General features: G+C 61.9%; 20 protein-coding genes. 15 read left to right on the top strand and 5 right to left on the bottom strand.

The window, feature by feature from the left end; translation table 11 throughout:
• Window positions 1-66 precede the first annotated feature (66 nt).
• Both mpl and ACKPCU_RS16420 read left to right on the top strand, forming a co-directional pair.
• Window positions 67-1,428, top strand: a complete 1,362-nt coding sequence (gene mpl, locus ACKPCU_RS16425) for a UDP-N-acetylmuramate:L-alanyl-gamma-D-glutamyl-meso-diaminopimelate ligase (RefSeq protein WP_321348349.1) — start codon at window positions 67-69, stop codon at window positions 1,426-1,428.
• Window positions 1,421-2,023: a flavin prenyltransferase UbiX gene (locus ACKPCU_RS16420; RefSeq protein ID WP_104737263.1), complete on the top strand. Its 603-nt coding sequence runs from the start codon at window positions 1,421-1,423 to the stop codon at window positions 2,021-2,023. The genes mpl and ACKPCU_RS16420 overlap by 8 nt, the downstream gene beginning before the upstream one ends.
• Before the next feature lie 55 nt (window positions 2,024-2,078).
• Here the strand turns inward: ACKPCU_RS16420 and ACKPCU_RS16415 are convergent, their stop codons facing one another.
• Window positions 2,079-2,534 carry a MaoC family dehydratase gene (locus ACKPCU_RS16415; RefSeq protein ID WP_104737262.1) on the bottom strand — a complete coding sequence of 152 codons (456 nt, stop codon included), beginning with the start codon at window positions 2,532-2,534 and terminating at the stop codon, window positions 2,079-2,081.
• Between ACKPCU_RS16415 and ACKPCU_RS16410 the strand changes: the two genes are divergently transcribed.
• Together ACKPCU_RS16410 and ACKPCU_RS16405 are read left to right on the top strand one after the other, a co-directional pair.
• Window positions 2,524-2,727, top strand: coding sequence for a hypothetical protein (locus ACKPCU_RS16410; RefSeq protein ID WP_170062998.1), 204 nt, complete (start codon window positions 2,524-2,526; stop codon window positions 2,725-2,727). The two genes, ACKPCU_RS16415 and ACKPCU_RS16410, sit on opposite strands and share 11 nt — an antisense overlap.
• Window positions 2,728-2,782: 55 nt before the next feature.
• Window positions 2,783-3,325: an LON peptidase substrate-binding domain-containing protein gene (locus ACKPCU_RS16405; protein ID WP_229744298.1), complete on the top strand. Its 543-nt coding sequence runs from the start codon at window positions 2,783-2,785 to the stop codon at window positions 3,323-3,325.
• 2 nt (window positions 3,326-3,327) lie between these two features.
• Here the strand turns inward: ACKPCU_RS16405 and ACKPCU_RS16400 are convergent, their stop codons facing one another.
• Entirely contained in the window at window positions 3,328-4,536 is a 1,209-nt protein-coding gene (locus ACKPCU_RS16400; RefSeq protein ID WP_321348342.1) for a DedA family protein, read from the bottom strand.
• Window positions 4,521-5,294, bottom strand: coding sequence for a DNA-3-methyladenine glycosylase (locus tag ACKPCU_RS16395; protein WP_407651767.1), 774 nt, complete (start codon window positions 5,292-5,294; stop codon window positions 4,521-4,523). The genes ACKPCU_RS16400 and ACKPCU_RS16395 overlap by 16 nt, the downstream gene beginning before the upstream one ends.
• A 93-nt stretch (window positions 5,295-5,387) precedes the next feature.
• Between ACKPCU_RS16395 and ACKPCU_RS16390 the strand changes: the two genes are divergently transcribed.
• Genes ACKPCU_RS16390 through lipB form a run of 11 tightly spaced genes read left to right on the top strand, consistent with a single transcriptional unit; the run spans window position 5,388 to window position 15,270 of the window.
• Window positions 5,388-6,653: a glutamate-5-semialdehyde dehydrogenase gene (locus tag ACKPCU_RS16390; protein WP_321348338.1), complete on the top strand. Its 1,266-nt coding sequence runs from the start codon at window positions 5,388-5,390 to the stop codon at window positions 6,651-6,653.
• Between the two features lie 10 nt (window positions 6,654-6,663).
• Window positions 6,664-7,302 carry a nicotinate-nucleotide adenylyltransferase gene (nadD, locus tag ACKPCU_RS16385; protein ID WP_321351863.1) on the top strand — a complete coding sequence of 213 codons (639 nt, stop codon included), beginning with the start codon at window positions 6,664-6,666 and terminating at the stop codon, window positions 7,300-7,302.
• A gap of 8 nt (window positions 7,303-7,310) precedes the next feature.
• Window positions 7,311-7,667 (top strand): ribosome silencing factor, encoded by a 357-nt coding sequence (gene rsfS, locus ACKPCU_RS16380; protein ID WP_104737257.1) that lies wholly within the window; start codon window positions 7,311-7,313, stop codon window positions 7,665-7,667.
• A gap of 6 nt (window positions 7,668-7,673) precedes the next feature.
• Complete coding sequence (gene rlmH / locus ACKPCU_RS16375) at window positions 7,674-8,141, top strand: 23S rRNA (pseudouridine(1915)-N(3))-methyltransferase RlmH (protein WP_104737256.1); 468 nt, start codon at window positions 7,674-7,676, stop codon at window positions 8,139-8,141.
• A 3-nt stretch (window positions 8,142-8,144) separates the two neighbouring features.
• On the top strand, window positions 8,145-10,028 hold the full coding sequence (gene mrdA / locus ACKPCU_RS16370) for a penicillin-binding protein 2 (RefSeq protein ID WP_321348336.1): 1,884 nt from the start codon (window positions 8,145-8,147) through the stop codon (window positions 10,026-10,028).
• Entirely contained in the window at window positions 10,025-11,158 is a 1,134-nt protein-coding gene (gene rodA / locus ACKPCU_RS16365; RefSeq protein ID WP_104737254.1) for a rod shape-determining protein RodA, read from the top strand. Before mrdA ends, rodA begins: the two co-directional genes overlap by 4 nt.
• A gap of 50 nt (window positions 11,159-11,208) precedes the next feature.
• Complete coding sequence (gene mltB / locus ACKPCU_RS16360) at window positions 11,209-12,192, top strand: lytic murein transglycosylase B (RefSeq protein WP_321351861.1); 984 nt, start codon at window positions 11,209-11,211, stop codon at window positions 12,190-12,192.
• Window positions 12,189-13,100 carry a septal ring lytic transglycosylase RlpA family protein gene (locus ACKPCU_RS16355; protein WP_321348333.1) on the top strand — a complete coding sequence of 304 codons (912 nt, stop codon included), beginning with the start codon at window positions 12,189-12,191 and terminating at the stop codon, window positions 13,098-13,100. Before mltB ends, ACKPCU_RS16355 begins: the two co-directional genes overlap by 4 nt.
• A gap of 44 nt (window positions 13,101-13,144) precedes the next feature.
• Entirely contained in the window at window positions 13,145-14,344 is a 1,200-nt protein-coding gene (locus ACKPCU_RS16350) for a D-alanyl-D-alanine carboxypeptidase family protein (protein ID WP_321348331.1), read from the top strand.
• 12 nt (window positions 14,345-14,356) lie between these two features.
• Complete coding sequence (locus ACKPCU_RS16345) at window positions 14,357-14,635, top strand: HP0495 family protein (RefSeq protein WP_104737251.1); 279 nt, start codon at window positions 14,357-14,359, stop codon at window positions 14,633-14,635.
• Entirely contained in the window at window positions 14,635-15,270 is a 636-nt protein-coding gene (gene lipB, locus ACKPCU_RS16340) for a lipoyl(octanoyl) transferase LipB (RefSeq protein WP_321348329.1), read from the top strand. Before ACKPCU_RS16345 ends, lipB begins: the two co-directional genes overlap by 1 nt.
• A gap of 48 nt (window positions 15,271-15,318) precedes the next feature.
• On the opposite strand, the gene lipA is transcribed toward lipB, so the two are convergent.
• Both lipA and ACKPCU_RS16330 read right to left on the bottom strand, forming a co-directional pair.
• Window positions 15,319-16,368 carry a lipoyl synthase gene (gene lipA, locus ACKPCU_RS16335; protein WP_321348327.1) on the bottom strand — a complete coding sequence of 350 codons (1,050 nt, stop codon included), beginning with the start codon at window positions 16,366-16,368 and terminating at the stop codon, window positions 15,319-15,321.
• A gap of 127 nt (window positions 16,369-16,495) precedes the next feature.
• Entirely contained in the window at window positions 16,496-17,788 is a 1,293-nt protein-coding gene (locus ACKPCU_RS16330; RefSeq protein ID WP_321348325.1) for a lytic murein transglycosylase, read from the bottom strand.
• Window positions 17,789-17,933: the final 145 nt, after the last annotated feature.

Here is a 17,933-nt window from a genome sequence, read left to right as displayed (position 1 = left end):
CGACCGGATCAGATTGCCTGCCACTGTGGCGGGCTTTACCTATATGAGAGGCACAAAGGACCCGACATGCACCTGCACATTCTTGGCATCTGCGGTACGTTTATGGGCTCGCTGGCGCTGCTGGCGCGTGAGCTTGGTCATCAGGTCAGTGGTTCAGATGCCAACGTCTACCCGCCAATGAGCACCCAGCTGAGCGAGCAGGGTATTGCCTTGCAGGAGGGCTACCATCCTGAACACCTGCAGCCGGCGCCGGATCTGGTGATCGTCGGCAACGCCATGGCCCGCGGCAACCCGGCGGTGGAGTACATGCTTGATCAGGGCATGCCCTATATGTCCGGCCCGGAATGGCTGGCGCGTCATGTCCTGCAGGATCGCTGGGTGTTGGCGGTGGCCGGTACCCACGGCAAAACATCGACTTCCAGCTTGCTGGCCTGGTTGCTGGAAGACGCTGGCATGTCGCCCGGTTTTCTCATCGGCGGTGTGCCGCAAAATTTCGGCATTTCCGCGCGCCTGGGTGGTACGCCGTTCTTCGTCGTCGAGGCAGATGAGTACGACAGTGCTTTCTTCGACAAGCGCTCCAAGTTTGTCCATTACCGCCCGCGCACCGCAGTGCTGAACAACCTTGAGTTTGACCATGCCGATATCTTCCCCGATCTGGCTGCCATTGAACGGCAGTTCCACCATTTGGTGAGAACCGTGCCGGCTTCCGGGTTGATCATTCATCCGGAGCAGGATGAGGCGCTGCAGCGCGTCATCAGAATGGGTTGCTGGACGCCGTGCCAGACCACGGGTGAGGGCGGCAACTGGCAGGCACGGCTGCTCAGTGACGACGGCTCGCGCTTTGAGGTCTGGCTCGACGGCGAGCTGCAGGGCGTCGCCGAGTGGCAGCAGACCGGCCAGCACAGCGTCGCCAATGCGCTGTCGGCGCTTGCGGCCGCACGCCATGTCGGCGTGACGCCAGCGCAGGGCATTGCCTCGCTTGGCGGGTTCCGCAATGCCAAGCGGCGCATGGAGAAGCTGGCCGAGATCAATGGCATCAGCGTCTACGATGACTTTGCCCATCACCCAACGGCGATTGCTACCACGCTGGCCGGCTTGCGCGCGCAGATCGGTGACGCGCCGTTGATTGCGGTAATTGAGCCGCGCTCCAACACCATGCGCCTGGGCAGCCACATGGCGGCGTTGCCGGCCAGTGTGTGCGATGCCTCGCAGGTGTTCTGGTATCAGCCGGCGGGGCTGGATTGGTCGCTTGATAGTGTGGTGGCCGACAGCCCAGTACCGGCGCAGGTAGCCAGTGACCTGGATGCGATTGTCGAACAGGTCGTGGCGGCGGCGACGCCGCAAACACGTGTGGTGGTGATGAGCAACGGCGGCTTTGGCGGTATTCATCAGCGCCTGATTGAGGCCCTGGAGGCGCGTCATGGCTGAGCGGGTTACGCTGGCAGTGACCGGTGCGTCCGGCGTCCAATACGCGATGCGGCTGCTTGGTTGCCTGGTCGAGGCGGGGGTAGAGGTTTCCTTCCTGATTTCGCAGGCGGCGCAACTGGTCGTGGCGACGGAAACCGAATGGCAGCTGCCACCCAAGCCGCAGGCGCTGGAGCAGTATTTGATCGAGCAGTTCAAGGCGGCAGAAGGGCAGATCCGGGTTTACGGCAAGCAGGACTGGATGGCGCCGGTGGCTTCGGGTAGCGGTGCGCCAGCGGCGATGGTGGTGTGCCCCTGTTCGACCGGTACGTTATCGGCGATTGCGACCGGAGCCAGCAACAACCTGATTGAGCGTGCGGCCGATGTAGCGTTGAAAGAGCGGCGCAAGCTGATTCTGGTGCCACGCGAGACGCCATTTTCCAGCATTCACCTGGAAAACATGCTCAAGCTCAGTCAGATGGGGGCGGTCATCATGCCGGCCAGTCCCGGCTTTTATCACAAGCCGCAGTCGATTGATGATCTGGTCGATTTTGTGGTGGCGCGGATTTTGGGGCAGTTGGGGATGGAGCAGGCGCTTATTCCGCGCTGGGGGGAGTAGCCTGTGAGTCACGACCAGCCGGCTGCTGGTCGTGACGGGTCTGATTGCTGGCCAATCAGACGAAGTACAGCGACAGGCCTTCGGAGATAAACGCGGGCTTGTCGACGCCTTCGATTTCCAGGGTGTTGCGGGCTTTCATCAGCCACTGCCCCGGGTTCTTTTCGGTGACATCCAGGATGGTGGTGTGCAGGCGAACGCGTGAACCCACGCGAACCGGCTGAATGAAGCGCAGGCTGTCCATACCGTAGTTAACTGCCATTTTCAGGCCTTCCGGACGCGGCATCAGGCCTTCAGACAGCGCCGGCAGCAGCGACAGCGACAGGAAACCGTGGGCGATGGTGCCGCCGAACGGAGTCTGCTTGGCTTTTTCTTCGTCGATGTGGATGAACTGGTGGTCGCCAGTGCATTCGGCGAACTGGTTGACGCGTTCCTGGTCGATCTGCAGCCAGTCAGAATGACCCATATCCTTGCCGATCAGGGACGTAAGTTCAGAAACGGGAATGGCTTTCATCGTGCTCTCCGTGACTCTTATTGTGAGGGTGTTCGTGCTCGCCCTGGGCATTGTTGCTACCCTGCCGCAGGTAAGTCTGTTCGCAGGCATGGTTACAAGGGGGGCGGCAGTGGTCAATGCAAGCCATGGTTTCATAGGTTTGCTGAATGATTCGACCACCTGTCTGCAGGCTATGTCGCGCCGCAGTGAATGACAAGGGGATTTCCGTGAGCGAGCAGATCGCGCTTTTTCCACTCAAGACCGTACTGATGCCGGGCTGCCACCTGGACTTGCAGATATTCGAGGCGCGTTACCTGGATATGGTTAGCCGTTGCTTTCGGCAACAGCAGGGCTTTGTCGTGGTCGGTCTTGAGCAGGGTTCAGAGGTGGGAACGAGCAATCTGCGCTTCAGTGCCATAGGCTGCGAGGCGCGCATTATCGACTGGCAGCAGCGTGACAACGGGCTGCTGGGTATCCGTGTCGAGGGACATCGGCGCGCCCGGCTGGGTAAGGTGGACGTTGCGGCTGATGGGCTGGTGACGGCGGAGGCGCAATGGTTGCCTGAGGCGCTGGATGCTCCGCTGGAAGCCGAACACGATGAGTTGTTGGCGCTACATGCTGCGCTACAGGAGCACCCACTGGTGAGCAATCTGCAATTGCCGCCGGTAGATGGCAGTCAGCAAGCGCTGGCCTGGCAGTTGGCCTACCTGTTGCCGCTAAGCCTGGAACAGAAAACCAGCTTGCTGGCGCTGACGCCGCCGCTGGAGCGGCTGGATCGCATTGGTGACTGGCTGGTGCAGATGCAGGCTTGAGCTCAGGCGGTCAGCAGTAACCAGCCGGCGATCAGATAGGGCCACAGTGCAACCAGTAAGCGTGACAGCCCCGGCAGAGGGGGAAGCGGGTTGGCGCGCTGGACCAGCCAACTGGCGAGCAGCACCGCGCTGCTGGCGCACAGCAGGCTGCTCAGCATCGCCAGTGGGACTGCAACCTGTTGGAACAGCAGGTTACTGTCCAGCAGAGCCAGTAACGGCAAGGGGTATAGCAGCCAGCTGACCCTTCCCCAGAAAGGTTGTCCCCGATTGCACAATACGATGATCACTCCGAGCGCGGCTGTGATCAGCGCGGCTATGCTGCTCGCGGTGGGCAGTTCCGCCAGCCGGGTCAGGCCGAACGTGATTGCCATGGCTGTGGCAAACAGTGCGGCGGCGCCCCAGCGCCGGGCCAGCAGCAGGCTCAATGGTACCGGCAGCATCAGCAGCAGCACTTCCGGTTGGGGTTGGCCGAGTGTGGGCAGTACCGGCAGCTGCAGCTGCGTGCGACTGTCAATCAGGGTGCTGCTGAATACATCCAGTGTGTGCTGCTGCAGGATCAGCACCAGCAGTGCCAGCAGGCACAGGCCGGCAGCCGCCAGTGGGCTCCAGCGCCGTTGCCAGCGCATCAGGTAAACGCAGCCAGCCAGCACAATTGCCGCGCCCGCGGTCAGGTTCAGCGCCTGCCCCCAGAACAGCGGGGGGACAGCCCAGTGTGCTGCATGGCCAGCCGTGTAGCCGGGAATCAGATAGGCCGGTGCCCAGGCCAGGGCTGAGAGGACATTGATGGTGACAAAACGCCAGGCTGGCATATCGAACATGCCGGCGATCATCGGTATGACGGGGCGGATGGGGCCAATGAATCGCCCCAGCACAATGCTCAGCCAGCCGTAGCGGCGGAAGAAGTGCTCTCCGCGGTCAATCCACTGCGGATTGCGCTGGAACAACGGAATGCGCCGAATATCCTGATGAAACCAGCGGCCCAGGCCAAAGCTGAGCAGGTCGCCAATGACCGCTCCGGCGAAGGCCCAGAGAACGGCCTCGGTCAGTGATACGCCGGCGCTGGCGGCGAGCGCGGAAATGGCGAACAGCAGGAACACGCCTGGTACCACCAGGCCGGCCACCGCCAGTGACTCGGTCAGGGCGACCAGAAAAATCGCGATCCCCAGCCATTGCTGGTGGCTGGCGAGCCAGTCGGTCAGGCCTGCGAGCATGGGGGGACTCCGCTGACAACTGAGCGCAGTGCTGTGCCATGTTCCAGCAGGTGGTAGTCATGCCCTGGCAGGCGGCTGCGGCCAAGAGGGTTGCGCGTGCAGTGGGCTGCATAGGCGGCGTCTACCCAACGGTAGGGAAGGTGTTCGTCGCGGCCGCTCGGAATACCCAGGCGAGCGGCTTGAATCACCTGCTCGGGGTGGTAGCCGTCATCCTCGATCAGCAGGGTGTCTGCGTTGAACCCCTGTGCGTTCCAGTCCGGTACTCGAATGTCCAGCGAGCGGCACAGCAGCGTTTGCCCAGCGCACAGGCGCTCCGGCTTTCGTGGCTCGCCGTTGCGCTGTGGGTTGAGCTGCTGCATGCGAGCAAGACTGCTGTTAGGGCTGACGGCATCGACCACCGGGTATCCGGACTTGAGCAGGACGCCGCAACCTTCGCCCTGAGCGCTGCAGTTCATCGAGTCGCCGCCACGGGCGTAGTACATGTAGATGGTGCCGGGGGGCATGAATAGCGCGCGTCTGGCCTGGGTGAAGCCGAGCGAGGCGTGGCTGCCGCGCTCCTCCAGCAGGTAGGCCTCGGTTTCGATGATGCGTGCGGCCAGCCACTGTCCGTCGAGTCGGCGACGAATCACCTTGCCCAGCAACGCAACCGCCAGTTCGCGGGCGTCTCGCTGGAAGAAGCGCTCTGGCAATGGGGTTGGGGACGGAGGGCTGGTGCAGGTATCGGGCATGGGCTCATGGTAACAGGGGTTGGATGACACATTGAATTGCACTGCGACCGCAGGCGGCGCTGTCAAGCCAATGGCGAGCCCGCTATAATGCCGCATTTGGTCAGACAGGTGGCAGGTGAAAGCATGAGCGTTGAACAGGTAGCGGTATACATGACCGAGCTGGGGCAGAAGGCCCGTAAGGCATCGCGTGTGATTGCCCGCACCCCAACCGCCGTCAAGAATGCTGCCCTGCTGGCCACCGCCGAGGCGATTGAAGCGGCGGCGGAGCGTTTGGTCGCCGCCAATGAGCTGGACTTGCAAGCGGGTCGTGATAACGGGCTGGATGACGCCATGCTGGATCGGCTGGCGTTGACCCCCGCGCGTCTGGCGGGGATGGTTGAGGGCCTTCGTCAGGTTGCTGCGCTGCCCGACCCGGTTGGTGCCATTCGGGACATGAAGTTCCTGCCGTCTGGTATTCAGGTCGGCAAGATGCGCGTGCCGCTCGGCGTGATCGGCATTATCTACGAGTCGCGCCCGAACGTGACCGTCGAGGCCGCCAGCTTGTGCCTGAAATCGGGTAATGCTTGCATCCTGCGTGGCGGTTCCGAGTCCATCCATTCCAATCGCGCCATCGCCGAGTGCCTGCGTGAAGGGTTGGCGGCTGCGGGTCTGCCCAACGAGGTGGTGCAGGTGGTGGAAACCACCGATCGTGCCGCCGTAGGTGTGCTGATCACCATGCCCGAGTACGTCGACGTGATCGTGCCGCGCGGCGGCAAGGGCCTGATCGAGCGCATCAGCAAAGACGCGCGCGTGCCGGTGATCAAGCATCTGGACGGCATTTGCCACGTCTACGTTGATGACCGCGCTGATTTCGACAAGGCCGAAGCCATCGTCATCAATGCCAAGACCCATCGTTACGGTGTCTGCAATGCGATGGAAACCCTGCTGGTTAACGAGGCCGTCGCCGAGCCGTTCCTCAAACGTGTTGCCCCGCTCTATGCGGCCAAGGGCGTTGAGCTGCGCGGCTGTGCGGCGACCTGTGCGCTGCTGCCGGAGGTGGTCGCAGCGACCGAGGAGGATTGGTCGACCGAGTATCTGGCGCCGATCCTGTCGATCCGCGTGGTTGCCGACATGGATGCCGCGATTGAACACATCAACACCTATAGCTCACAGCACACCGATGCGATGGTCTCCGAGGATTACACTCGGGCCCGCCGTTTCATTGCCGAGGTGGATTCCAGCTCGGTGATGATCAACGCTTCGACCCGGTTTGCCGACGGTTTCGAGTATGGCCTGGGTGCGGAGATCGGCATTTCCACCGATAAGATTCATGCCCGTGGTCCGGTTGGCCTCGAAGGGCTGACCAGTGAGAAGTACGTGGTGTTCGGTGACGGCCACATCCGTCAGTGAGCAACTGCTGATGCGCCGTGTTGGTTTGCTCGGCGGTACCTTTGATCCGGTTCACTTCGGTCATTTGCGCAGTGCGATCGAAGTGCGTGAGCAATTGCAGCTGGATGAGCTCAGGCTGATTCCCAGTGCACGACCGCCACATCGTGATATGCCGGGTGCCACTGCCGCGCAGCGGCTGCGCATGGTGGAGCTGGCGGTAGGGCCGGGTGGCGGCCTGCAGGTGGATGATCGGGAGTTACAGCGCCAACGGCCCTCTTACACGGTAGAGACGCTGGAATCGCTGCGTCTTGAGTTGGGGGCAGATGTTGCCCTGTTCATGGTGCTGGGCTGGGATGCCTTTTGCGGGCTGCCAGGCTGGCACCGCTGGCAGGATTTGCTGGAACTGGCCAATCTGGTGGTACTGCAGCGCCCGGATTACGATCTGGAAGTGCCGGAGGTGCTCAAGGACCTGCTGGCCGCACGTAGCGCCGATCAACCCGAGCGCAGTCACGGCCAGATCATCTGTCTGTCGCAGACGCCGCTGGCAATCTCGGCTACTCATATTCGCACGCTGGTGGGCAATGGCGCGTCGCCGCGCTTTTTGTTGCCGGATGCGGTGCTTGACTATATTGAAAACGAAGGGCTGTATCGGCCCTCTACTGAGGATTGAAAATCTACATGCAGATTGAAGAACTGGTTCAGCTGGTGGTCGACGCGCTCGAAGAGCTGAAGGCCAAGGACATCGTGCAAATCGATGTACGCGAACACACCAGCGTTACCGACTACATGATCATTGCCAGCGGTAGCTCCAACCGCCAGGTCAAGGCGCTGGCTGACAATGTCGTGGAGAAGGCCAAGGACGCCGGTCGTCAGCCGATGGGTGTGGAAGGTAAGGAGTCCGGCGAGTGGGTGCTGGTCGACCTGGCCGATGTGGTGGTGCACATCATGCAGCCGGCTACCCGTGAGTTCTACGACCTGGAGCGCCTTTGGCAGAGCGCTGAATCGCGTCGGGCGCAGCAGCAGCCAACGGAGTAAGCGACCTTGCGCATTCGCCTGATCAGCGTGGCATCACGCATGCCACGCTGGGTCGAGGACGGCTATCAGGAATATGCTAAGCGCATGCCGCCTGACCTGCCGCTGGAGCTGGTCGAGATTCCGTTGGCCACCCGAGGTAAAAACGCCGATGTGGCCCGTCTGATGCGTCGCGAGGGCGAGCAGATGTTGGCTGCGGTACAACCAGGGGAACGTATCGTTACTCTGGAGGTCAATGGTCGCGCCTGGTCTACCGAGACGCTGGCCGAGCAGCTTGAGGGCTGGCGGCTGGATGCGCGCAACGTAAACCTCATGGTGGGCGGCCCCGAGGGGCTGGCAGAGGAGGTCGCTGCGCGCAGTGATCAGCGCTGGTCGCTGTCGCCTCTGACCCTGCCGCATCCGCTGGTGCGTATTCTGCTGGCGGAGCAGTTGTACCGGGCCTGGACCATTCTCAATCGTCATCCCTATCACAAGTGATTCATGGCCAAGCCGATTCACCTGAAAGACCACAACCATGATGCTCGCATCGTCCAGCGACGCCTGATTCTGGCTGCGGTCTTCATTCTCGGACTGGTTGGTGCGCTGGTTGCGCGGATGTATTTCCTGCAGGTGACCCAGTACGAGTATCACTCGACGCTGTCAGAGAATAACCGTGTTCACGTTCAGCCTATTCCGCCCACTCGCGGTCGTATCTACGACCGCAACGGTGTGGTGTTGGCGGAAAACCGGCCAAGCTTTAGCCTGACCATCACCCGCGACCGGGTTGAAGACCTGCCCGCGACCTTTGAGCTGCTCAAGTCCCTGCTCGAGCTGAGCGATGAGGACACCGCGCAGGCCGAGCGGCGCTTGTCGCAGGCCCGTCGTCCGTTCGAATCCGTGCCGGTGATGTTCGAGCTGACCCAAGAACAGATCGCGCGCATTACCGTCAACCAGTTCCGCCTGCCCGGCGTCGATGTGCAGGCCAGCTTTGTCCGCTACTACCCCTATGCCGATCACTTTGCCCATGCGCTGGGCTATGTTGGCCGGATCAATGAGCAGGAACTCAAGTCAATTGACCCGGTGGCCTATGCCGGCACGCATTACATCGGCAAGACCGGTATCGAGCGTTTCTATGAAAAGCTGCTGCACGGCACCGTAGGGTATGAAGAAGTCGAGACCAATGCCCGCGGCCGGGTACTGCGCGTGCTCAATCGCACCGACCCGATCCCCGGCAACGACCTGACCCTGGAGTTGGACGTCGGGTTGCAACAGGTGGCGGAAGAGGCATTGGGCGACCGCCGTGGTGCGGTTGTGGCGATTGATCCGAATACCGGTGGCGTGCTGGCCTTTGTCAGCAAGCCCGGCTTTGACCCGAACCTGTTTGTCACCGGCATCAGTTACGCCGATTACGGCGCGTTGCGTGACTCGCTCGACCAACCGTTGTTTAACCGCGTCCTGCGTGGGCAGTACCCGCCGGGCTCGACCATCAAACCAATTGTGGCGCTGGCGGGACTGGATTCCGGGGTGGTTACCCGCACCAGCCGGGTCTACGATCCCGGCTTTTACCAACTGCCGAACGTCAGCCACAAATACCGCAACTGGAATCGCTCTGGCGATGGCTGGGTCGACATGGCCTATGCCGTCGCGCGTTCCAACGATACCTATTTCTACGACCTGGCCAACAAACTGGGCATTGATCGGATGCACGACTTTATGAGCCGGTTCGGGATTGGTCAGCGGGTGTCGGTCGACATGTATGAAGAGGCTGCGGGCCTGATGCCGTCCAGCGACTGGAAGCGCACCAAGTATCGCCAGCCGTGGTATCCGGGTGAGACCTTGATTGCCGGTATTGGTCAGGGCTATATGCTGGCGACGCCGCTGCAACTGGCCCAAGCCACGGCATTGATCGCCAGCCGCGGTGTCTGGCATCGACCTCGCCTGCTCAGAGACGCCGAGGGGGTGTTGCCGGATGAGTCCGATACGCCGCCGGACATTCAACTGCACAATCCGGATGACTGGAACTTCATCACCCAGGCCATGCAGGACGTGATGCAGTCCTCCCACGGCACCGCGCGTGCCGCCGCCGCTGGCGCGACCTACAACATGGCTGGCAAGAGTGGTACCGCTCAGGTGGTTGCCATTGCGCAGGGCGAGCGCTACGACTCTGCAGCGCTGCGCGAACGGCATCGCGATCATGCCTTGTTCGTTGGTTTCGCGCCGACCGAAAAGCCGATGATTGCGGTAGCTGCCCTGGTGGAAAACGGCGAAGGCGGAGGCCGGGTAGCCGGCCCCGTTGTGCGGGCTGTATTTGATGCCTGGGTTATGCCGCGTCTGGAAGCTCAGCAGCAGAGTGAGCCGGCAGCACAGCAGGAGAGTGCGCAATGAAGTCCATCCCGGTATCCAGCCAGGGGCTGCGTCGACGCGAGTCAATCTGGATGCGTATCCATGTTGACCCCTGGTTGCTGCTGCTGATTTTGGCGCTGGCGACGGTCGATGCCTTTGTCCTGTACTCGGCCAGCGGCAAGAGCATGGCGATGGTCATTCGCCAGATGGCGTACTTCGCTGTGGGTATCTCGGCGATGATTGTGGTTGCCCAGTTCCAGCCCCGCTTCATGCAGCGCTGGGTGCCTGTTGCCTATGTCGGCGGCACGTTACTGCTGGCCGCGGTGCTGCTGTTCGGCACGGAGGCCAAGGGTGCCCAGCGCTGGCTGACGATCCCCGGCGTCACCCGCTTCCAGCCGTCGGAAATCATGAAGCTGGTGATGCCGATGAGTGTGGCCTGGTATCTGGGGCGGCGTAACCTGCCGCCCAGCTTCAAGTACGTGGTCATCACCCTGGCTATCATCTTCCTGCCGACCTTGCTTATCTTGAAGCAACCGGATCTAGGGACTTCGCTGCTGATTGCGGCCTCCGGTATCTTTGCGTTGTTGCTGGCCGGGCTGCGCTGGCGCTACATCATTGGCGCTCTGCTGGCGCTGGCTCCGGCAGCGGCGGGCATGTGGTTCTTCGTCATGCACGGCTATCAGAAGCAGCGGGTGCTGACGTTCCTCAACCCCGAGAGTGATCCCTTGGGTTCGGGCTGGAACATCATCCAGTCCAAGGCGGCGATTGGCTCGGGCGGTGTGTTCGGCAAGGGCTGGCTGCAGGGTACCCAGTCACACCTGGATTTTTTGCCAGAAGGGCATACCGACTTCATTATCGCGGTGCTGGCCGAGGAATTCGGCATGGTGGGTGTCTGCCTGCTGCTCGGCGTCTATCTGCTGGTCATCGCCCGTGGCATGGTGATCACGTTGCAAGCCCAGGATGCATTCTGCAAACTGCTGGCAGGCAGCATCACCTTGACCTTTTTCGTATATGTTTTCGTCAACATCGGCATGGTCAGCGGTCTGCTGCCGGTGGTGGGGGTGCCGCTGCCGTTCATCAGCTACGGGGGGACCTCGTTGGTGACCCTGCTGCTGGGTTTCGGAATCCTCATGTCGATCCAGACGCACAAGAAATGGATGGCACAAACTTGATGGTATCTTCGTTGTTTCGTCGCGCCGGCTCGGTCGTGGCTTCGCGCTTCATGCGTTCTACCCTGGTGGTTGCCCTCGGCGTCGGCAGCCTTTGCGCGCAGGCCGCCGACTACGGTCCGCAGCATCCAGGTGTGCCGGACTTCATTCGGCAGATGCAAAGCGAGCACGGCTTCAATGCCGAGCACGTGCAGGCCCTGCTGGACCAGGCGGTGCATCAGGAAAACATCATCAAGGCGATTTCGCGCCCGGCCGAGCGGGTCAAGCCGTGGCACGAGTACCGTGCGATCTTTATTACCGATCAGCGGATCGAGCGTGGTCTGGCGTTCTGGGCCGAGCACGCCGACACCCTGGCGCGCGCCGAGCAGGAGTACGGTGTCGAGCCGGAAGTGATTCTGGCGATCATTGGCGTGGAGACCTTCTACGGGCGGAACATGGGGTCTTACCGGGTACTGGATGCGCTGGCGACCCTGGGTTTTGACTATCCGCCGCGCGCCGACTTTTTCCGCAAGCAACTGATGAGTTATATGGTGCTGACCCGGGAGCAGCAGATTGATCCGCTGACGCTCAAGGGGTCGTATGCCGGCGCCATGGGCTTCGGTCAGTTCATCCCGTCCAGCTATCAGGCCTACGCGGTTGATTTTGACCATGATGGCAAGGTTGATATCTGGAATAACCCGGTTGATGCCATCGGCAGTGTTGCCAACTATTTCCACCAGCACGGCTGGACCCACGGTGCTCAGGTGGCCATTGAGGCCCAGGTTACCGGCGAGCGTTTCCGGGACGGGCTGACCGAGCCCAAGGGCCTTGAAGCGCGCCAGAGCATCGGTGAGCTGAAGGCGTTGGGTTGGACACCCGCAGCGCCGCTGGCGGACGATGAGCAGGTCATGGCGTTCGAATTCGATACCGGGGAACGAATGCAGTACTGGGTGGGTCTGAACAACCTGTACGTCATCACCCGCTACAATCGCAGCGTCATGTATGCCATGGTGGTACATCAACTCGCAGACCTGTTACGTGAGGCCAGGCCCGAATGATGCCGATTGTCCTGTCATCTACGCGTTATCTGCTGTTTGGCGGCCTGGTGCTGCTGGCGGCCTGTTCTTCGACTCCCCAGAGCGGGCCTGCCGCCGGTTCCGGCGGAGAGACTGGCGGTGCCCGGCCGCTGCATGATGGCCCGCCCAGTTACATGCAGGACGTCTCGCTGATCCCGAATGCAGTGCCTACCCCGCACACTGGTGCGTACAAGGCATCTCCCTACACCGTGCTCGGGCAGCGCTATCAGCCGATGCAGGATGGCCGCAGCTATCGGGAAGAGGGGACGGCGTCCTGGTATGGCACCAAGTTTCATGGTCAGCACACCGCCAATGGCGAGGTGTATGACCTTTACGGCATGTCGGCAGCACACAAGACATTGCCGCTGCCAACCTACGTAAAGGTCACCAATCTGGAGAACGGCCGTCAGGTGATCGTTCGGGTCAACGATCGTGGGCCGTTCTATTCGGACCGCATCATCGACCTGTCCTTTGCGGCGGCAAAAAAACTGGGTTATGCCGATCAGGGGACAGCCCATGTGCGGGTCGAGGGGATCGACCCGGTAGCCTGGCAGCAACAGAATAATCCGAGCTATCTGGTTACCCGCGAAGCGGTAGCCGAGGCGCCGGTGGCGGCGGCGTTGCCAGCGGAGCCGGTCGAGAACGTGCAGGCGGGCGGTTACTACCTGCAAGTTGGTGCCTTTTCGTCCGACCAGGCCGCCCAAGCGCTGCGTCAGCGCGTGATGGGGGTGGTCGGCAACAATGTCCGGGTAAGCCCGGTGCAGATTGACTCCCGTACCCTGCACCGGGTCCGGGTCGGGCCTCTGAGCACGCAGGACGAGGCCCGGCGGATGATGGAAACCCTACGCGTGGCCAATCTGGGGACTCCGGCTCTGGTCACCGCTAACTAATTTTGTACCCGCGGAAACGCAACCCACCACTGATTGTGAGCACCATGTTGAAAAAACTGATTTCGACCCTGCTGATTACCTCTGTCGCGACCCTGTCGTTGACGGCCAATGCGCAGACACCCTCTCGTCCGACGTTGAATGCACCCGCTGCGGCGGCGCCTATCGTGCCAACAGCGCCGGAGCTGGCTGCGTCCAGTTACCTGCTGATTGATGCCAACAGCGGTGCCGTGCTGGTCGACCACAACGCGGACACACCGCTGCCGCCGGCCAGTCTGACCAAGATGATGACCAGCTATATCGTCAGTCAGGAAATCAAGCGCGGTCAGATTAGTGAGAACGATCCGGTGCTGGTCAGCGAGAAGGCCTGGCGCATGGGTGGTTCCAAAATGTTCATCCGCGTTGGTAACCAGGTGCCGGTGATCGACCTGCTGCGCGGTGTCATCATTCAATCGGGTAACGACGCGAGTATCGCGCTGGCCGAGCATGTTGCCGGCAGCGAGGACGCGTTCGCCGACCTGATGAACGCACAGGCGCAGCGTCTGGGCATGACCAATAGTCATTTCGTCAACGCCACCGGCTGGCCGGCCGAGGATCACTACGCTTCTGCCCGTGACCTGGCGATTCTGGCGCAGGCAATCATTCGCGATGACCCGAAATCCCACTACGCCATCTATGGCGAGAAGGAGTTTGTCTGGAACGATATCCGCCAGCCCAACCGTAATCTGATGCTGTGGCGTGACAGCACCGTAGATGGTCTGAAAACTGGCCATACCGACGAAGCGGGTTTCTGTCTGGTCGCCTCGGCCAAGCGTGATGACATGCGCCTGATCTCGGTGGTCATGGGTACTAGCAGCGAGCAGGCCCGGGCTGCAGAAACCCAGAAATTGCTGACCTGGGGCTTCCGCTTCTTCGAAACCAAGACCTTCTATCAGCCGGGCCAGGTTCTGGCTGATGAGCGAGTCTGGAAGGGCGCTCAGGACACAGTTCAGCTCGGCCTTCAGGACGGTCTGATGCTAACCCTGCCAAAGGGGCAGTCTGACAGACTGGAAGCAAGTCTGACCCTGAATAAACCGATCATTGCTCCGATTCAGGTGGGCGACGTGTTGGGTGAAGTTGAAGTGAAACTGGGTGATGAGGTGGTTCACAAGGCACCTCTGGTGGCACTCACAGCCGTCGATGGGGCTGGTTTCGTTGGTCGTCTGTGGGACAGCATTCGCCTGTTCTTCTACGGCCTGTTCGAGTAAGGAGGGCCGAGTATGTCTGACGTAACCGAGCCGCAGGCTCCCAAGATCGAGTTTCCCTGTCAGTATCCGATCAAGGTGATTGGCACCGCCGGTGATGATTTTGCCGAGGTGATCTGTCAGGTCGTGGAGAAGCACGCGCCTGGTATCGACACCACCACCATTGAGCTGAAAGACAGCAAGAACGGGCGCTTCCTGTCCCTGCGTGTGGTCATTACGGCAACCGGACAGGAGCAGCTTGAAGCCCTGCACCGCGACCTCAAGGCGACTGGCCGCGTGCATATGGTGCTTTGATGGAAGGTCCCGCGGAGCTGGTGATTCGCCATCTCGGGCTGGTGGATTACCAGCCCACCCTGGAGGCCATGCGTCGTCTCACCGAGGAGCGTGGCCCCGATACCCCCGATGAAATCTGGTTGCTGCAGCACCCCCGGGTGTTTACTCAGGGGCAGGCGGGCAAGGCAGAGCATGTGCTGGCACCTGGCGACATTCCGGTCATTCAGGCCGAGCGCGGGGGGCAGGTGACTTATCACGGTCCGGGTCAGCTGGTTGGCTATCTGATGCTGGATCTGCGTCGCAAGAACCTGGGTGTGCGCGATCTGGTGACCGCCATGGAACAGAGTCTCGTGGACGTGCTGGCGCTCTACGGCGTTGACGCGGCGCCGCGCGCGGACGCCCCCGGTGTCTACGTGGCGGGTGACAAGATTGCGTCGCTGGGGCTGCGGGTACGGCGTGGTTGCTCCTTCCACGGTCTGGCACTGAATCTGGATATGGATCTGGAGCCGTTCCTGCGGATCAACCCCTGTGGTTACGCAGGTCTGCGCATGACCCAGCTCAGCGAGCATGTCGAAGGGCCGGTGGATATCGGCCTGGTCGAGGAGCAATTGGCGGAGGCGTTGCGCAAACGTTTGGGTTACGCCACAGAGCAGTAGAGGGGAGGGCGCGCTGCTGATTGCTGCGCGCCCGAGTCAGACCTGGCGTTAGCTGAGATTCAGGGTGGGAATCAGGCTAGCATCGACAGCCTGGCCCGGCACCGGAGCCGGTGCAGCCAGGCCCAGGTTGTTTTTCTCGAAGACCCGGTCAGCACGGTAGCTGGAGCGCACCAGCGGGCCGGCTGCGACCTCCATGAAGCCCATTTCCAGACCGATCTCGCGATAACGGTTGAATTCCTCCGGGCCCACCCAGCGCTTTACTGCCAAATGGTTGCGGGTTGGTTGCAGATACTGACCGAGGGTAACGATGTCGACACCGATCTCGCGCAGTTCTTTGAAGGTCTGCAGAATTTCATCGTCGGTTTCGCCCAGCCCGACCATCAGACTGGTCTTGGTCAACACCTGAGGGCGGTGTTTCTTGGCGTGGGCCAGCACGTCCAGCGTCTTGCGGTAACCGGCCCGCGGATCGCGTACTTCATGGGTCAGGCGCTCCACGGTTTCCACGTTCTGGGCGAAGACTTCCAGGCCCGAATCAACCACCGCTTCAATCGCACTCAGCTCGCCGTCGAAGTCAGGCGTAAGGGCCTCGACGACTACCTGTGGTGTACGCGCCTTGATAGCGCGAACGCAGGCTGCGTAGTGAGCCGCGCCGCCGTCGGTCAGATCATCCCGGTCGACCGAAGTCAGCACGATGTAGCGTAGCGCCATCAGCTCAACGGACTTGGCGGTATTCTCCGGCTCTTCCTGATCCAGCCAGCCATTCGGGTTACCGGTATCGACCGCGCAGAAGCGGCAGGCCCTGGTGCAGACCGACCCCATCAGCATGATGGTAGCGGTGCCGTTTGACCAACACTCGCCCATGTTCGGGCAGTGGGATTCCTGGCAGACCGTACTTAGACGGTGTTCACTGACGTTGCGCTTGACGGCTTCGAAGCGGTCGCCGCCTGGCGCCTTGACCCGCAACCACTTGGGTTTTGGCGAAAAAACCTGGGGGTCGGCGCTGGCGCGTCGTTTCTGACCATCCTTGATCGCGGCAATGCCTTGGGCGTTGCGAAACTTCTCGCCACTGGCAACGGACTTCTGCGGGGTGTCGGACATGTTCGGCAGGGCTCCTGGTAGAGACTCCGTAAAGTGCGCAAGGGCACGGTGCGGCTTGTGGCCAGCGCGGATTCTAACACAGGGAATGGGGCGTGCGCGCAGCACCGTGCTGCGCGCGAGGCGTCCATTACTTGCGCAGGGCGTCCAGCAGCTCGACTGACGCGTAGCCGTCAGCTGGCCAGCGTTGCTGTTGCTGGAAGCTGCGGATAGCCCGGCGCGTGTTGGCGCCGATGATGCCGTCGATACCGCCTGGCTCCAGTCCCTTCCGGGTCAGCAAGGTCTGCAGTTCGATGCGTTCGCTGCGCGATAGCGGGCGGTCATCGGTCGGCCAGCTCGCGTGAATCTGACCGCCACCCTGGAAACGCTCGGACAGCAGGCCGATGGCGAGCGCATAGCTCGACGAATTGTTGTAGCGCATGATGGTGCTGAAGTTGTGCAGCAGCAGGAAGGCCGGGCCGCGGTGGCCGGCTGGCAGCAGCAGTGCGGCACGTTGATCAGCCAGATTGTTGGCGAGGCTCTTTCCGCCGGCAGCGGTAACGCCAAGTGCCTGCCATTCGGCGACGGTCTTTTTCACTGCCGGATCGGCCTGGGCATAGTCAAAGTCGGCCGGCAGCAGGACTTCCTGTCCCCAGGGCTGGCCGCTGTGCCAGCCGGACTGCTGCAGATAGTGCGCTGCGGAGGCCAGTGCATCAGCGGAGGAGTTCCAGATGTCGCGGCGGCCGTTACCGTCAAAATCGACCGCATACTGGTTGTAGGTGGTCGGAATAAACTGGGTCTGGCCCATGGCGCCAGCCCAGGAGCCGAGCATGCCACTAGGTTCGATATCGCGGTGCTGGAGAATGTCCAACGCGGCCAGCAGCTGGTCGTGGGCAAAACCGGGGCGTCGGCCTTCATGGGCAAGTGTTGCCAGCGAGCGGATGACCTGGCGGCTGCCCATGTTCTGGCCGTAGTTGCTTTCTAGGCCCCAGATGGCGGCCAGGATATGCCGGTCAACGCCGTAGCGCTGCTCGATGGCGTCCAGCGTCTCCCGCTGGGCGCTGAGGCGACTGCGTCCGGTCGCGACCCGTTGGGTCGACAGGGCGCTGTCGAGATATGCCCACACCGGTCGGGAGAACTCGGGCTGGCTGCGGTCGGCCTTGATGACATCCTGATCGGGGGTGACGCCCGCGAAGGCGCGGTCAAACAACTCGGCGTCGATGCCTTTGGCCAACGCCTCCTGGCGGAAGCGGTCGCGCCACTGGTTGAAGGTTTCCGCCGTGGGCGTTGCCACTGGGGCGGCCGCCGTGGCAGCGGTGGTTGGCTGGGTCGGTGCTGGCTGCGCGACAGCGGCGCTGGGCGTGCCTGCACAGGCGCTGAGACAGATCAGGCTGATGGAAGCAAGCAGATGGAAGCGGGCCTTGCGGCTGGGAGGTGTGGGCATGCAGTTTCCCTGGATTCTTGTCTGGTCTTTCGGGTGCTGCGTAAGCCCCGTCCTTGAGCCGTTGGAGGTTGGCGCGCAGGAAAGGTTCCGGCAGCAGCCCCAGACAATGACAGGTGATGCGTGGCTCGGCAAGGGCGGCAAATGG

The organism is Halopseudomonas oceani (assembly GCF_963677335.1).
In the GTDB taxonomy this organism is placed as follows: Bacteria; Pseudomonadota; Gammaproteobacteria; order Pseudomonadales; family Pseudomonadaceae; genus Halopseudomonas; species Halopseudomonas oceani.
Note: the sequence above shows the minus strand (reverse complement) of the source record. Positions and strands in the feature narration are given on the sequence as shown.

What these genes read in the sequence shown, in the direction of transcription:
- ACKPCU_RS16390 (WP_321348338.1), top strand. Translation starts at nt 5,388, where the DNA reads ATGAGCGTTGAACAGGTAGCGGTATACATGACCGAGCTGGGGCAGAAG.
- mltB (WP_321351861.1), top strand. Translation starts at nt 11,209, where the DNA reads ATGCGTTCTACCCTGGTGGTTGCCCTCGGCGTCGGCAGCCTTTGCGCG.
- lipA (WP_321348327.1), bottom strand. Translation starts at nt 16,368, where the DNA reads ATGTCCGACACCCCGCAGAAGTCCGTTGCCAGTGGCGAGAAGTTTCGC.
- rodA (WP_104737254.1), top strand. Translation starts at nt 10,025, where the DNA reads ATGAAGTCCATCCCGGTATCCAGCCAGGGGCTGCGTCGACGCGAGTCA.
- ACKPCU_RS16405 (WP_229744298.1), top strand. Translation starts at nt 2,783, where the DNA reads ATGCCGGGCTGCCACCTGGACTTGCAGATATTCGAGGCGCGTTACCTG.
- nadD (WP_321351863.1), top strand. Translation starts at nt 6,664, where the DNA reads ATGCGCCGTGTTGGTTTGCTCGGCGGTACCTTTGATCCGGTTCACTTC.
- ACKPCU_RS16415 (WP_104737262.1), bottom strand. Translation starts at nt 2,534, where the DNA reads ATGAAAGCCATTCCCGTTTCTGAACTTACGTCCCTGATCGGCAAGGAT.
- ACKPCU_RS16355 (WP_321348333.1), top strand. Translation starts at nt 12,189, where the DNA reads ATGATGCCGATTGTCCTGTCATCTACGCGTTATCTGCTGTTTGGCGGC.
- ACKPCU_RS16400 (WP_321348342.1), bottom strand. Translation starts at nt 4,536, where the DNA reads ATGCTCGCAGGCCTGACCGACTGGCTCGCCAGCCACCAGCAATGGCTG.
- ACKPCU_RS16420 (WP_104737263.1), top strand. Translation starts at nt 1,421, where the DNA reads ATGGCTGAGCGGGTTACGCTGGCAGTGACCGGTGCGTCCGGCGTCCAA.
- ACKPCU_RS16330 (WP_321348325.1), bottom strand. Translation starts at nt 17,788, where the DNA reads ATGCCCACACCTCCCAGCCGCAAGGCCCGCTTCCATCTGCTTGCTTCC.
- ACKPCU_RS16345 (WP_104737251.1), top strand. Translation starts at nt 14,357, where the DNA reads ATGTCTGACGTAACCGAGCCGCAGGCTCCCAAGATCGAGTTTCCCTGT.
- rsfS (WP_104737257.1), top strand. Translation starts at nt 7,311, where the DNA reads ATGCAGATTGAAGAACTGGTTCAGCTGGTGGTCGACGCGCTCGAAGAG.
- lipB (WP_321348329.1), top strand. Translation starts at nt 14,635, where the DNA reads ATGGAAGGTCCCGCGGAGCTGGTGATTCGCCATCTCGGGCTGGTGGAT.
- mrdA (WP_321348336.1), top strand. Translation starts at nt 8,145, where the DNA reads ATGGCCAAGCCGATTCACCTGAAAGACCACAACCATGATGCTCGCATC.
- mpl (WP_321348349.1), top strand. Translation starts at nt 67, where the DNA reads ATGCACCTGCACATTCTTGGCATCTGCGGTACGTTTATGGGCTCGCTG.
- ACKPCU_RS16350 (WP_321348331.1), top strand. Translation starts at nt 13,145, where the DNA reads ATGTTGAAAAAACTGATTTCGACCCTGCTGATTACCTCTGTCGCGACC.
- ACKPCU_RS16410 (WP_170062998.1), top strand. Translation starts at nt 2,524, where the DNA reads ATGGCTTTCATCGTGCTCTCCGTGACTCTTATTGTGAGGGTGTTCGTG.